This is a genomic window from Crocosphaera sp. (assembly GCF_030064895.1).
In the GTDB taxonomy this organism is placed as follows: Bacteria; Cyanobacteriota; Cyanobacteriia; order Cyanobacteriales; family Microcystaceae; genus Crocosphaera.
The window spans coordinates 40,819-53,819 of the sequence record NZ_JASJEB010000047.1 but is presented as its reverse complement, the minus strand read 5'-3'; the positions used below and the strand labels follow the sequence as shown (position 1 = coordinate 53,819).

The following is a 13,001-nucleotide window of genomic DNA, read 5'->3' as shown; positions in this document are numbered from 1 at the left end:
ACTACATAGGTGCAGTTTACTCAAACCCACTTCATATAATCTTCAGAGAGATTGTACCCAGTAACGGGTAGTACAAAAATCGCTACAACTACCTTTAGATAAGGCTTTTGTCGTTTTTCGTGGGGGGAAGTTCAGTTATTTTTTCTTGAACTTTTTCTACCAGAAGTTTTGCACCAAATCTTGACTAATTAATTGATAAGTTTAATGGTGGATTATGTTTCTCTAATCCACCCTACATTTTTAATTGGTTAAAAAAGGGTCAACTACCGTTAACCTAATTATAATAGTATTCATCTAAGTTTATTTAAGGTTCATAATGCTAATTACTATTAGTGAAGACACTTTAACTTTATCCCCTGGTAACACGGTTATTTTTCGGGATCAGACATGGGAAGATTATCAAAGATTACTGAATTTAAGACAAGAAACCTCTATTCCTAAACTTTCTTTTAATTTTAACAACCAAGAAATTCGTCTTATGTCTCCTTTACCCAGTCACGGAAAACGTATCGATCTACTCAGAAATTTAGTTAAAATTATTTTAGATAAAAAAGATTTAGATTGGGAATGTTTTGACCCTATTACTTTAAAAATACCACCACTAGCAGGAGTGGAACCAGATACCTGTTTTTATATTAACAATAGACAAGCTATTTTAGGTAAAAATAAAATTGATTTAACTGTTGATCCAGCCCCAGATTTAGCGATTGAAGTTGATTTTACTTCCATCACAGATATTAGTGCTTATGAAATGATTAAAGTTCCTGAATTATGGATTTATCGTCAAGGATTTTTAAACATTTATGTGTTAGAAGAAAACAAATATCAAGGCAGTGAAAAGAGTCGATTATTTCCTAATTTTGATGTTAAAAATATCTTACCTGAATATGTTGAGTTAGGGTGGAATCAAGGTTCAAGTGTTGCTTTGCGTCAATTTCGGAATCTTTAAGTACAAAATAATGCTATAATTGAATTATTGAGAGGTATTAAAAAATGCAATTACAAACTAAACCTAAACAGCGTTACTATACTCCAGAAGAATATCTGGAATTAGAAGAAAAATCTCAAGAGAAAAATGAATATCGCAATGGAGAAATTATTCCAATGGTAGGTGGAACAACTAATCACAATCAAATTGCTGGAAATATTTACAAACTATTTCCTTTAAACATCGATAATCAAGATTATTATGTTTATATAGAAAGTGTAAAATTATGGCTATCTGAACACAATATTTATACTTATCCTGATGTAATGGTCATTAAAGATAAACCGATTTATCACGGTAAAAGTAAGTCTAATGTGATTAATCCACAAATTATTATCGAAGTCCTTTCTTCTTCTACAGAAGCTTATGATCGAGGTGATAAATTTGAATATTATCGTTCCCTTCCTACGTTTCAAGAATATATTTTAGTTGAGCAAGATCGTTACTCAATTACTCAATATATTAAACAAGAAAATAATAATTGGTTAGTTAATTTTTATATAGGAGAAGAAGCTATCTTAAAATTAGGTTCAGTTAATTGGGAAATCTCTTTACAAGATGTTTATCAACGTATTGATTTTGAAGCAGCAGAAGAAGATAGTTAATCATGATTTCAACAATAATTATTAGACACTCACACCATAAATATAATAAGCTGCTAAGCTAAGCATCTAAATTACTATACTAGACTCACGGGGAGACGGGGACAAATGTTACTAATTTTTTGCTTAACTTCATAATATGCGGTTTAAATGCACAACAACTTAAAGTTACCCTTGATTATTTCCTTGATTTTTAATTCTTTCAATTTCTTGTTGTAATTCTTCTATTTGTTTCCTTAAATTTTCTGCTTCTTCATTTTTATCTACTGTTACAGTCTCGCTTTTTTGAGATGTTTTATAATTCCCTGCACGAATGTTTTGATACTCATCAGAATTAGCCCAGTATTTTAAATAATGAACCCTATCAACAGGAAAAGGATGGCTTAAAAAGACATTATTGCCACCATTATAAATCAAAAACTTATACAGTTGATTGAGATCATCTTCATCTAATTTTTGATACTCTTCTGCTTGTTTTAAAAACTCATCTAAATGACATTCATGGGCGTATTTATGACTTCCTCCCACCATTTTCATCATCATTCTAAAAACCAACTTTAATACTATTTCTCATCAAAGAAATTTGCTGGGTTCGTTCATAAAGATACTCCATAAAGCTAGTAGCAACCATGTCAAAACCAGGAACACTTCTTAAGGTTTGTTCTGCTTGTGTATCTAGAGGATGACGAAAGGCTTCGCTTGAGAGTCCAGGATAACTAGGCATTTTTTCTCTTCATTAACTTCTTGATATATTGTACAATTTCAGTAATAAAAACATAAAATTCTCTAGTTATGAGGAGACACAAAATTGCTCACCCTTGGTGTTAATATTGATCATGTTGCAACTGTCCGCCAGGCCAGACGAACCATTGAACCCGATCCCATCGCTGCGGCAGTATTAGCAGAGTTAGGGGGAGCAAACGGTATCACGGCGCATTTGAGAGAAGATCGCCGTCATATGCAAGATAGAGACATTCGCTTACTCAGAGAAACGGTTCGCACCCATCTCAACCTGGAAATGGCGGCCACTGAAGAAATGGTGGCCATCGCTCTGGATGTAAAACCAGACTATGTTACCCTTGTCCCAGAGAAACGGGAAGAAGTTACCACAGAAGGGGGCTTAGACATAGCTGGAAGCTTGGAAAAACTGAAAAATGTAGTTGATCGCCTCCAAAGCGCAAACATCCCTGTGAGCCTCTTTATTGACGCAGATGAGGCACAAATTAAAGCCTCTGCTGATACTCAAGCGAAATTTATCGAACTGCACACAGGAAAATATGCAGATGCACCAAAATCAGAAATACGCCAAAAAGAATTAGAATCATTAAAATTAGGTTGCGAACAAGCATTAAGCTTAGGTTTACGGGTCAATGCCGGTCATGGGTTAACCTATATCAATGTCTATCCTGTGGCTTGTTTACCAGGAATGGAAGAGTTAAATATTGGTCATACCATCGTCAGTCGTGCGGTGTTAGTGGGGATGGAGAGAGCGGTTCGAGAGATGAAACTGGCCATGAGAGGAGAATTCTAAATTCTTAATTATTAATAAACCCTGACCTATAATGTCCCCTTGGGTTCAATAATAGTAATTGGGTAAATAGCAATTAATGATTGAGCAATGACCACCTATTATTACGTTTTAGCCAGCCAACGCTTCTTGTTAGAAGAAGAACCCCTTGATGAAGTCTTGAGAGAAAGAAAAAGACACTACGAAGACAAAAATCAAGAAATTGACTTTTGGTTAGTGAAGCAACCAGCTTTTATTGAAGCCCCAGAATTTGCTGAAATTAAAGCAAAATGTCCTCAACCTTGTGCTGCTATTATTTCTGAAAATGCTGACTTTATTACATGGTTAAAGTTACGTTTAGAGTACGTTGTTAAAGGAGAATTTCAAGCTCCTTCCTCTAGTATTTCTGACCCGAAGGCTTCCTTAGAAACTGTTTCCTAGCCGTCTTTAATTGAGTGTATCAATATTTCGGTTGAGTAAGTCAGGAGTTTGGGAAAAAGATAAAATGACCTTGCGATCGCTACTCCTAAAAACATTAGATAAGTCCAGGTAATTGTTTCCCCAGACTCCCCTCAACTCCATTCATTAAACTGATCATCATAATGATTAAGTAACCCTGTAAATAAGTCATTGAGTTTTTCTGTGCTGTATTGAGGTTGTAATAAAATTTGTCGTGCATTAATAAAATGGTGTTTAATGTTCTGTATAGGAACTAATTTTGACTTGAGAAACCATAGATCGGCTTTTGGTGCCTTGATATTAGTAACATTAATCCAGGTTTTCACCGTCATGGGTAGTTCTGTACCGAGACGAAAGTTGAAATTTTCCTGAGATAAAGATTCAATATAATTAGGTTTTAAAAATACTTTGTACCTAGATTTTTCGGGGGTTAATTGTTGAATAAATGCTAAACTAACTCCCCGTACTAACTGACGAACTGGTTCAGCTTTTTTCCCCATTACTTCTTTGACGAGGGTACTCTGTCCCATCATACTGTTCATACTATTCATATCAGTAATACTCATGTGAGTTCCTCCCATAGCCATGATTATATATTTTTCTGTAGAAAGTTGTTGAAAGGGTTTTAATTGATGGGAAATAGTCGGAGTAATACCGTCATCAGAACTAGATAACATTAAGGTTGGCACTTTAATTTGAGATAAATTTTTACCAAAAAGTTCCCCAATAATGGGATTAAAAACGATAATTTGTTTAATACGATTATCCTTAAAATTTCTTTGAGGATAAGGCAATTTTCCGGCAGCACATTGTAACCAGTCAGCCGGCGATCGCCGCAAAGGAGAATTATCTTGACAAAAACTTCTCAAGGTTTTCAAATCTAAGGATGCACCCCCTAATGCTAAAGCTGTATAACCCCCAAAAGAATGACCGATCATACTGACTTTTTTTGTATTAAGTTTTCCTTTGAATTTGCTATTTTTTTCATTTAAAAGGGTTAATTGATTTAAAACAAAACTAATATCTTGAGGTCGATCAATAAATTCTTCTGATGGTAAAATTTGACTTGAGTTTATTCCTGTTGCTGTTTTAATTAGGGCGTGAATGTCACTTCCAGGATGTTCTACAGAAACCACAGTAATGCCATAAGAAGTCAAATGTTTGGCTAAATAGCGCAAAAAGCGACGATCTGAGGCAAAACCATGAGACATAATCACTAAAGGCCCACGAGTTTTTTTTGCAGTGTAAATATCCAGAGCAATATAACGGTTTCTACTACGATCATAGAGAACAGTATTTTCTCGAAATATATTTTGTTCCCCTGATACTGTCGGATCAAATGTTGGTAAATTATCTATTGGTGAATCGTCTTTTAAACCTTTTTTGACTTGAGAATTAATCAATCTACTGTGTAAAAAAGACTCATTTACTTTGAAGCCCAATATTGCAATTCTTGATATATCAACAGTAACAGTTTCTTGTGGATAAACTCGCAAAAAATTGATAAAGTTTAAGTTATTAGTTTGTTTTAAAAGTGTTCTTAATGTTTGTTCTAGTTGCGTATAATCACTATCAGGTAATGCTTGACTAAGTTGTTTTAATACTCTTTGACCATCATCGCTTTTTAAAAGATCATTTAAAAATCGTTCTGCAATTAAATGATCAATTTTAAAATTTTGAGATAAAACTTGTCTAAATTCACTGGTTAATAAAAACTTATAAGGTTGTAAACTAGGAGATATTTCTTGTGTTTCTACAAACGTTTGTAAGTCTTTAACTGGAATTTTATGATTCAAGAATCCCGCTTTTAAGACAATATTTTCGGCGGAAAAGCTAGGAGAAATGAACCAAAATAAAGATAATAAAATGGGGGTTATTCCCCCTACTACATTGAACAAAAAAGGCGAAAGAAACTTAAAAAAAATCATAGGTGCAAAGAATAAAAGCAATAAAATTTGACTATCTTTGAGTGTCCAACTTTGGCAGTACATTCTGGGAAGATTTGCTCATTTCTTCCTGTCTTGTTGACAACTGATACTAAATCCGTTTCTCAAACCCATTTTATTTTTTAGAAGAGGCAGGGGGCAGAAGGCAGTAGGCAGAAGGATTTTCAAGTTGTAAGCTATGGACTTTAAAAGGGGATATGGCAAGCGGATTTAGTATGACTGAGTAGGACTCCTTATTAATAGTATTCCCAATTATAAAGCTTAACCTAGCAATATTCAGTGCTGAAAAAGACTAATCAGCTTCAGATAGTGAGAATAATCATTCCTCCCCAAACCACCCAGACTAGGCATTTCATAAAGTTTTCAAGCTTATCCGAGTAGTATTGACCACACTTTCCCAACCGCAATTTTGAAAATTGCCATTGATGATTGTGACAATTTATAAAGTGTCATAGTGTAGATTGCAGGCCACTATTTAACTTGATAGATTATGTTTGTGTGTGAGGAGTAAGAGTGATATGAAAACGCCTTTGGAGTCGAAACACGGCAAGACGCCCGGAGGCTTTTCATTTTTGTCTTTAAGTTAATTGAATAGTTATTGAGATTTTACTCCCTGTAGTAGAGGTGTTTTGTGCAACGTCTCTACTGCCTTGTTGAGAATTAAATAAAGAGGTTTTGAGATTGGTCAGCAATTCTCATTTTGAAGAATAGAATGACCACGTTCTCTTTTTGACGTAGAAAACTAAGCTAAAATTTTCCTTTTTCCTTTACTCGTGCTTCAGAAATGGATCAAATTGTTAAACTCTTGAAAGAAGCATTCAGTGTCAGTGTTCCACCACAGCATATTCCCATAGCAATGGATCAAGCCATTCAATGTTTAGAAGTACTGGTAAGTGAAGGTTAGGTAAAAGCGCAAGTCAACCGCAAAAAGACAAGGCTACAAATCTCTATTCCTGATGAAGGTAAATTAATCCATACTCATTGACTACTGGAGCTTTTTCTAGAAGACAAAAATCTAGACATTCCTAGACAAAACTATACATTAATGTCTAGGAATTCTCTTTAAATCTTAACCAGTTAAGCATTGACTTACTTTAACATCAAGTGCTAGAATAAAAAGGATTATTGAGATTCGTAAAGGAGACTTCCTAGGTTCATATTTTCTCATATAAGCGAAAACCAAGCTAGAGAAAGTATCACAGAAGAATCTATAAATAAGTTCTAGACACCCTAAAAAACCACCACATTATTAGCTAAAACTTATCAACATATTCTCATAGAGGATTTAAACATAAAAGGCATAATGGCTAATCATAAGTTATCTGATGCCTTATCTAGTTTAGGGTTGTATCGTTTTCGAGAATTGTTGAGTTATAAACAAGAATGTTTTGGTTTTTTGTTAACCATAGTAGATAGGTGGTTTCCTAGTTCTAAAACTTGTTCAGTCTGTGGAAATATACAAGATATGCCTTTTAAAAAATAACAGTATTCAAGAAATAAATGTTAAATTCCTGAAGCGTTTTCCTGAGTTTGTTGATTTTCAAAATAGTAATAAAGAACCAAATAATAATGTTTCATATTCTGATGTAAATAAACAGTTAGATGAAATATAAGAAAATAAAACACCAGAAGAACAACTGGAAAAGATTTATTTGGGAATAAAAGAACAACTAAAAAAAGAACTATTAGAAACTATTAAACAATATTCTACCAATTTTTTTGAAAAATTAGTTATTGATTTATTAATTGCTATGAGATACGGAGGTTCAAGAAAAGAAGCAGGTGAAGCTGTAGGACAAGTTAATGATGGAGGCATCGATGGTATTATCAAAGAGGATAGATTAGGGTTAGATATTATTTATATTCAAGCTAAACGTTGGGAGAATACAGTGGGGAGGCCAGAAATACAAAGGTTTGCTGGTGCATTATTAAGAAGACAAGCAAAAAAAGGGATATTTATTACCACTTCTAATTTTAGTAAAGAAGCTAAAGAATATACTACTATGATCGACAGTAAAATTATTTTAATCGATGGGGAAAGACTAGGTGAATTGTTAATTGATTATAATGTAGGGGTTTCGATGGTTGAATCTTATGCTATCAAAAAAATAGATAACGACTATTTTACAGAATAACCCATTTTGATTAAACTAAGAACAGACGCAGATAGAGGTTAAATTAAGTATGTCTATGTTACTCGCTGGCGATATTGGTGGAACTAAAACTATTTTACGTTTAGTTAGTTCGGAAAATTCTAACAAAGGTAAAAGTTTACCTCAACAAACTACTTTATATGAAAACTCTTATCTCAGTCAAAAATACGATGATCTCGTCCCCATTATTCAAGATTTTTATCAAGAAGCTAAACAAGAATTAAAAGAAGAAATTAAAGTTAAAAATGGGTGTTTTGGGATCGCTGGACCCGTTGTTAACAATACCTCAAAATTAACAAATTTAAACTGGCCAGAATTAACAGGTGATCGCCTAGAAAAACAACTATCTTTAGAAAGAGTTACTCTAATTAATGATTTTGCTGCTATTGGTTACGGTATTTTAGGGTTAGAAAAAAATGATTTACACACTTTACAAATAGCAGAAACAAAACCCAATACACCTATAGGAGTATTAGGTGCCGGAACCGGTTTAGGAGAATGTTTTTTAACCCCTTCAGAAAATGGTAATTATAGTGTCTTTTCCACTGAAGGATCTCATGCAGACTTTGCCCCACGAAACGAATTAGAATTTGAATTATTAACCTATATTCAAAAAAAATATAATTTATCCAGAGTTTCTATAGAAAGAGTTGTATCTGGCATGGGAATTAGTGCAATTTATCAATTTTTACGCCATAAGTATCCCGAAAAAGAATCAGATAAATTCAAGGAAATATGTCAAAACTGGGAAATTGAAAAAAATATTGATCTTTCTGCTGAAGTGTCCAAAGCTGCTTTAGGAAATAGTGATAGTTTATGTCAACAAACGATGGATATATTTATTTCAAATTACGGTGCAGAAGCAGGAAATTTAGCATTAAAATTATTACCCTATGGAGGATTATATATAGCAGGAGGAATTGCACCCAAAATATTACCATTAATGCAAACAGGAACTTTTATAGAATCCTTTAAAGCTAAAGGACGCATGAGTTCACTACTAACTGAAATGCCGATTCATATCATCTTAAATCCCAAAGTTGGTTTAATTGGGGCAGCTTTAAAGGCTGCACAATAACACTTTTTATTACTACTTATTGCTGAATTATATGACACCCTCCCAAACGATTGTTGTCAAAGTTGGAACCTCTAGTCTTGCTCAACCAGAAACAGGAAAATTAGCTTTATCTACCATTGCTGCATTGGTAGAAACATTAACAGAATTACGACAATTCGGCTATAATGTCGTCTTAGTTTCATCCGGTGCAGTGGGAGTGGGTTGTAGTCGTCTTAAATTAACAGAAAGACCAAAGAAAATAGTCATTAAACAAGCTATTGCAGCCGTAGGACAAGGGAGACTAATTAGAGTTTATGATGACCTTTTTACAGCTTTAAATCAACCCATTGCCCAGGTTTTACTAACCCGTAGAGAATTAATGGAAAGGAGTTGTTATGTGAATGCTAAAAATACTTTTCATGCGTTGTTTGAATTAGGAGTTATTCCTATTGTCAATGAAAATGATACCGTTGCTATTGAAGAGTTAAAATTTGGAGATAATGATACTCTTTCTGCTTTAGTTGCTAGTTTAATTAATGCCCATTGGTTGTTTATTTTAACCGATGTTGATCGACTTTATTCCGCTGATCCTCGAACTTTTCCTGACGCACAACCTATCAAAGTTGTTAATCGTTTAGAATTAGATAAATTAGAAATTAAAGCAGGAGGAAAAGGATCTCAATGGGGAACAGGAGGAATGTCAACTAAACTAACAGCAGCAAGACTGGCAACATCCGCAGGTGTTACCACAGTCATAACTCACGGAAAAAGATCAGAAAACTTATTGAAAATTCTTAAAGGTGAAGATATTGGCACTAAATTTGAGGCACAATTAAATAATGATAATGCCCGTAAAAGGTGGATTGCTTATGGTTTATTACCGAGAGGAAAATTGTATCTTGATCGGGGTGCAGTCAAGGCCATTTCTCAAAAAGGGAAATCTCTGTTAGCAGCAGGAATCATTAAAGTTGAAGGTGAGTTTGACTCGTTAGAAGCGGTTCAATTATGTAATGAAAATGGCCAAGAAATTGCCAGAGGTATTGTTAATTATAGTCAGGAAGAAATAAAAAAAATCAAAGGAAATCATTCGGATAAAATACCTGAATTATTGGGTTATCATGGAGCAGAAACCATTGTTCATCGAGATAATTTAGTTATTAATTAAAATAAATTGAGGTAAAATTATGGAAGCAAATAAAGACTTAAATTCCTCACAGTCTTGGCGAAAATTATTAAGACAATATCGTGCTATTGCTGTTATTCGCACCGATAATATACAGCAAGGTATTGACATGGCTAAAGCAGTGGCAGCAGGAGGTATGGATATTATAGAAATTACTTGGAATAGTTACCAACCAGGTGAAATTATTAAACAATTAAAACAGGATTTACCTCACTGTATCATTGGTACCGGCACCATTTTAACCTTAGAAGAATTAAAAGAAGCGATCGCAGCAGGTATTCAATTTTGTTTTACTCCCCATGTTAATCAAACTCTGATTAAAACGGCGATAAACCATGATATTCCCATCATTCCAGGGGCCTTATCCCCCACAGAAATTATCACCGCTTGGCAAGCCGGAGCCAGTTGTGTTAAAGTCTTTCCAGTGCAGGCTATTGGCGGTATTGCCTATATCAAAGGTCTGCAAGGTCCGATGGGTTCCATCCCTTTAATTCCCACCGGAGGCGTTACCTTAGATAATGCAGCCTATTTTATCGAAGCAGGAGCGATAGCAGTAGGTTTATCCAGTCAGTTATTTCCTCGTCATGCTTTAGATGATCAAGAATGGCATATAATCACGCAACAGGCTCAATTTTTGATGCAGCGTCTTTCGGAATTTCAGCAATAAAAATGCCTACGAATGGAATTCGCAGGCCAAGGCGTTAGATTGTTAAGAATAATGAAAACTACTTGACAATTACTTTACCAACCATGCCAGCACCACGGTGGGGTTCACAGTAGTAAGTATATTCTCCAGGCTCATTGAAGGTGCTTTCATAGCTTTCGCCAGGAGCAAAAACAAGGTTTTTGTGGGAAAGAGAAGCTTGTCCTTCAACAACAACGTTATGGGGAGCTAGTTTGTTGTTAACCCACTTTATGGTGTCTCCTGCGCTGATTTCAACTTTTTTGGGTTCAAAAGCTAACATACCAGAGTCAGCACCCATTTTAACTTCAACGGTTGCAGCAGAAGCAGGGTTAACAGCGACGAAGAAACTGGAGATTACGAGAGCAACAGTAGCGATAAGTAAACCTAATTTTTTAGACATTTTGGTGGTTCCCATTAATTCTTTAAGACTGAAATATATGTTGTCAGTATTTTTGTCCACTACTGAATTATAAGTAAAATTGAGAAGTTTGACAAGCTGTCTTTGGACAAAAGAAAATTATTTTGCTATTTTTGAGGGCTGGCTTTAAGCAAAATGAACGTTGGAAGTTTGACAAGCCGTCTTTTGACAGACTCAGAAAATATAGAGATAATCGAGCACGGATTGGTCTTTGTACGGAGAACACAATGAAGAGATTATTATCACTGATTTTATTGCTTTTTGCCTTTTTCTGTTTCAGTTTCGTTTCCCCTGCCTTAGCTGGTGATGCTGCTGCGGGTAAAACTGTTTTTACCGCTAACTGTGCTTCTTGTCACGCAGGTGGAGGGAACTTGGTGGCAGGACCTAGCAAAGCTTTAAACAAAGATGCTCTAGCAAAAAATGGAGTAGATACCCTAGAAAAAATTGTCTATCAAGTTACCAATGGTAAAGCTGCTATGCCTGCGTTTAAAGGGCGTTTAAATGCTGAACAAATTGAAAATGTAGCTACTTATGTTTTAAGTCAAGCAGAAGCTGGTTGGTAAGCTAACTGTAGGGTGGGCAAAGTTGACAGCATTATCAATATTTAGGATAAGTTTTTTACTTGCCCACCTTAGCGCATTAGATTAGAGGTAGTGCAAGCATATTGCTTGCTATGTCTACTGTATTTCCAGCAATTCAAGTGATCCCAGTAATTTCTGCGATTCCTTTGATTCCAGCAAGTGAGCAGGATGCTCACACTACTATAACACCATTTAAACAGAACCTCGTAAGGCAACAATAGGATCAAGTTTAGCTGCTTTTTGTGCAGGAATAACCCCAAACCCTAAACCAATACCACCAGAAACAACCAGAGAAATAGTGATAGAAGCAGAAGAAATAGTAGGAGATAAAGGAGAAACTAAACCGACAAATGTTACTAAACCAACTCCCGTTAAAATACCGATAACTCCCCCAGAAACAGCAATAATAACCGCCTCAATTAAGAACTGTCCTAAAATATCACTTTGACTAGCTCCTAACGCTTTTCTGAGTCCAATTTCCGACGTTCTTTCACTAACAGAAACTAACATAATATTCATCACCCCAATACCCCCAACAATAAGGGAAATTCCTGCTAAAAAAGCCAACATTACCGTTAAACCCAGAGCAATACTTCCCACAATATCTAACATTTGTTTTGAAGTTTCTACCCCAAAATCATCCTCATCAGTAATTTTATGCCTTAATCTCAATAAATTTTCAATTTGAAATTTAGCAGCAGAAATACTCTCAACATCCTTAGCTTCTACATTAATCCAACTTACTTGGGTACCATAAGGAGATGTCTTCCCAACAATTTGATTAGTCATAGTAGTCAGAGGAATTAACACCGTTTCATCCAAATTAGTGCCAATTAAAGAGCCTTTTGGAGACATTACACCAATAATTTCAAAAGGAATATTTTTAATTCTAATAGATTCCCCAATAGGGTTGGTAACTGTAAAAAAACGATCAACAACATCCTGTCCAATAACAGCAACCCGTTTATTTCTTTGCAGGTCAATCTCATTAAGAAACCGACCTTTTTCTACAGGAAAACTCCTAACTTGAGGATAACTTGGCGTTGTTCCGATTAATAAAACACTGGTATTTTCGCTTTTATAATTAATTAATTGTCGTTGATTTCTTTCCGGGGCAACTGTACTTACAGTAGGAACTTGTTTAGCGATTGCCTGGGCATCTTCCCAGACTAAAGTTTTCGGTAAATCAAGGGTAGCACGGCGAGCTTTACGAGTACCAGGAACCACAAAAATAACTTTTGGTCCTAATTCATTTAACTGCTCAGTAGCTAAATTTTCCGCCCCTTGACCAATACCAATAGTAGCAACAACCGAAGCATTACCAATAATCATCCCTAACATAGTTAAGCTGGTGCGTAACTTATTGGCAGCCAACATAGAAGTTGCCATTTTAACACTGTCTAAAAAATTCATATTAGTATT

The 13,001-nt window shown here is 34.9% G+C and carries 13 protein-coding genes and 1 pseudogene; 10 read left to right on the top strand and 4 right to left on the bottom strand.

Annotation, left to right across the window (positions count from 1 at the left end):
- Positions 1–313: 313 nt before the first annotated feature.
- A complete protein-coding gene (locus QNJ66_RS12750) occupies positions 314–949 on the top strand; it encodes a Uma2 family endonuclease (protein WP_300507339.1) in 636 nt (211 codons plus the stop codon).
- 44 nt (positions 950–993) lie between these two features.
- Complete coding sequence (locus tag QNJ66_RS12745; RefSeq protein WP_300507334.1) at positions 994–1,593, top strand: Uma2 family endonuclease; 600 nt, start codon at positions 994–996, stop codon at positions 1,591–1,593.
- A 165-nt stretch (positions 1,594–1,758) separates the two neighbouring features.
- On the opposite strand, the pseudogene QNJ66_RS12740 reads toward QNJ66_RS12745, so the two are convergent.
- Positions 1,759–2,314, bottom strand: a pseudogene (locus QNJ66_RS12740) (hypothetical protein).
- Positions 2,315–2,398: 84 nt separating this feature from the next.
- Here QNJ66_RS12740 and QNJ66_RS12735 point away from each other — a divergent pair.
- Together QNJ66_RS12735 and QNJ66_RS12730 are read left to right on the top strand one after the other, a co-directional pair.
- On the top strand, positions 2,399–3,121 hold the full coding sequence (locus tag QNJ66_RS12735) for a pyridoxine 5'-phosphate synthase (protein WP_300507331.1): 723 nt from the start codon (positions 2,399–2,401) through the stop codon (positions 3,119–3,121).
- Positions 3,122–3,208: 87 nt separating this feature from the next.
- Positions 3,209–3,538, top strand: a complete 330-nt coding sequence (locus QNJ66_RS12730) for an MgPME-cyclase complex family protein (protein WP_300507328.1) — start codon at positions 3,209–3,211, stop codon at positions 3,536–3,538.
- 131 nt (positions 3,539–3,669) lie between these two features.
- On the opposite strand, the gene QNJ66_RS12725 is transcribed toward QNJ66_RS12730, so the two are convergent.
- Complete coding sequence (locus QNJ66_RS12725; RefSeq protein WP_300507325.1) at positions 3,670–5,547, bottom strand: alpha/beta hydrolase; 1,878 nt, start codon at positions 5,545–5,547, stop codon at positions 3,670–3,672.
- 1,258 nt (positions 5,548–6,805) lie between these two features.
- Between QNJ66_RS12725 and QNJ66_RS12720 the strand changes: the two genes are divergently transcribed.
- From QNJ66_RS12720 to QNJ66_RS12700, 5 genes are all read left to right on the top strand, one after another.
- Positions 6,806–6,985, top strand: a complete 180-nt coding sequence (locus QNJ66_RS12720; protein ID WP_300507323.1) for a zinc ribbon domain-containing protein — start codon at positions 6,806–6,808, stop codon at positions 6,983–6,985.
- Between the two features lie 169 nt (positions 6,986–7,154).
- Complete coding sequence (locus tag QNJ66_RS12715) at positions 7,155–7,637, top strand: restriction endonuclease (protein WP_300507320.1); 483 nt, start codon at positions 7,155–7,157, stop codon at positions 7,635–7,637.
- A 49-nt stretch (positions 7,638–7,686) separates the two neighbouring features.
- On the top strand, positions 7,687–8,733 hold the full coding sequence (locus QNJ66_RS12710; RefSeq protein ID WP_300507317.1) for a glucokinase: 1,047 nt from the start codon (positions 7,687–7,689) through the stop codon (positions 8,731–8,733).
- A 31-nt stretch (positions 8,734–8,764) separates the two neighbouring features.
- Complete coding sequence (gene proB / locus QNJ66_RS12705; protein ID WP_300507314.1) at positions 8,765–9,877, top strand: glutamate 5-kinase; 1,113 nt, start codon at positions 8,765–8,767, stop codon at positions 9,875–9,877.
- Between the two features lie 19 nt (positions 9,878–9,896).
- Positions 9,897–10,562, top strand: coding sequence for a bifunctional 4-hydroxy-2-oxoglutarate aldolase/2-dehydro-3-deoxy-phosphogluconate aldolase (locus QNJ66_RS12700; protein ID WP_300507312.1), 666 nt, complete (start codon positions 9,897–9,899; stop codon positions 10,560–10,562).
- A gap of 58 nt (positions 10,563–10,620) precedes the next feature.
- Here QNJ66_RS12700 and petE read toward each other — a convergent pair whose 3' ends face one another.
- On the bottom strand, positions 10,621–10,980 hold the full coding sequence (gene petE, locus QNJ66_RS12695) for a plastocyanin (RefSeq protein ID WP_300507309.1): 360 nt from the start codon (positions 10,978–10,980) through the stop codon (positions 10,621–10,623).
- Between the two features lie 245 nt (positions 10,981–11,225).
- Between petE and petJ the strand changes: the two genes are divergently transcribed.
- Positions 11,226–11,561, top strand: coding sequence for a cytochrome c6 PetJ (petJ, locus tag QNJ66_RS12690; protein ID WP_300507306.1), 336 nt, complete (start codon positions 11,226–11,228; stop codon positions 11,559–11,561).
- A 210-nt stretch (positions 11,562–11,771) separates the two neighbouring features.
- Here the strand turns inward: petJ and QNJ66_RS12685 are convergent, their stop codons facing one another.
- Positions 11,772–12,992: an ABC transporter permease gene (locus tag QNJ66_RS12685; RefSeq protein ID WP_300507303.1), complete on the bottom strand. Its 1,221-nt coding sequence runs from the start codon at positions 12,990–12,992 to the stop codon at positions 11,772–11,774.
- Positions 12,993–13,001: the final 9 nt, after the last annotated feature.

What these genes read in the sequence shown, in the direction of transcription:
- QNJ66_RS12730 (WP_300507328.1), top strand. Translation starts at nt 3,209, where the DNA reads ATGACCACCTATTATTACGTTTTAGCCAGCCAACGCTTCTTGTTAGAA.
- petJ (WP_300507306.1), top strand. Translation starts at nt 11,226, where the DNA reads ATGAAGAGATTATTATCACTGATTTTATTGCTTTTTGCCTTTTTCTGT.
- QNJ66_RS12725 (WP_300507325.1), bottom strand. Translation starts at nt 5,547, where the DNA reads ATGTACTGCCAAAGTTGGACACTCAAAGATAGTCAAATTTTATTGCTT.
- proB (WP_300507314.1), top strand. Translation starts at nt 8,765, where the DNA reads ATGACACCCTCCCAAACGATTGTTGTCAAAGTTGGAACCTCTAGTCTT.
- QNJ66_RS12700 (WP_300507312.1), top strand. Translation starts at nt 9,897, where the DNA reads ATGGAAGCAAATAAAGACTTAAATTCCTCACAGTCTTGGCGAAAATTA.
- petE (WP_300507309.1), bottom strand. Translation starts at nt 10,980, where the DNA reads ATGTCTAAAAAATTAGGTTTACTTATCGCTACTGTTGCTCTCGTAATC.
- QNJ66_RS12710 (WP_300507317.1), top strand. Translation starts at nt 7,687, where the DNA reads ATGTCTATGTTACTCGCTGGCGATATTGGTGGAACTAAAACTATTTTA.
- QNJ66_RS12685 (WP_300507303.1), bottom strand. Translation starts at nt 12,992, where the DNA reads ATGAATTTTTTAGACAGTGTTAAAATGGCAACTTCTATGTTGGCTGCC.
- QNJ66_RS12720 (WP_300507323.1), top strand. Translation starts at nt 6,806, where the DNA reads ATGGCTAATCATAAGTTATCTGATGCCTTATCTAGTTTAGGGTTGTAT.
- QNJ66_RS12745 (WP_300507334.1), top strand. Translation starts at nt 994, where the DNA reads ATGCAATTACAAACTAAACCTAAACAGCGTTACTATACTCCAGAAGAA.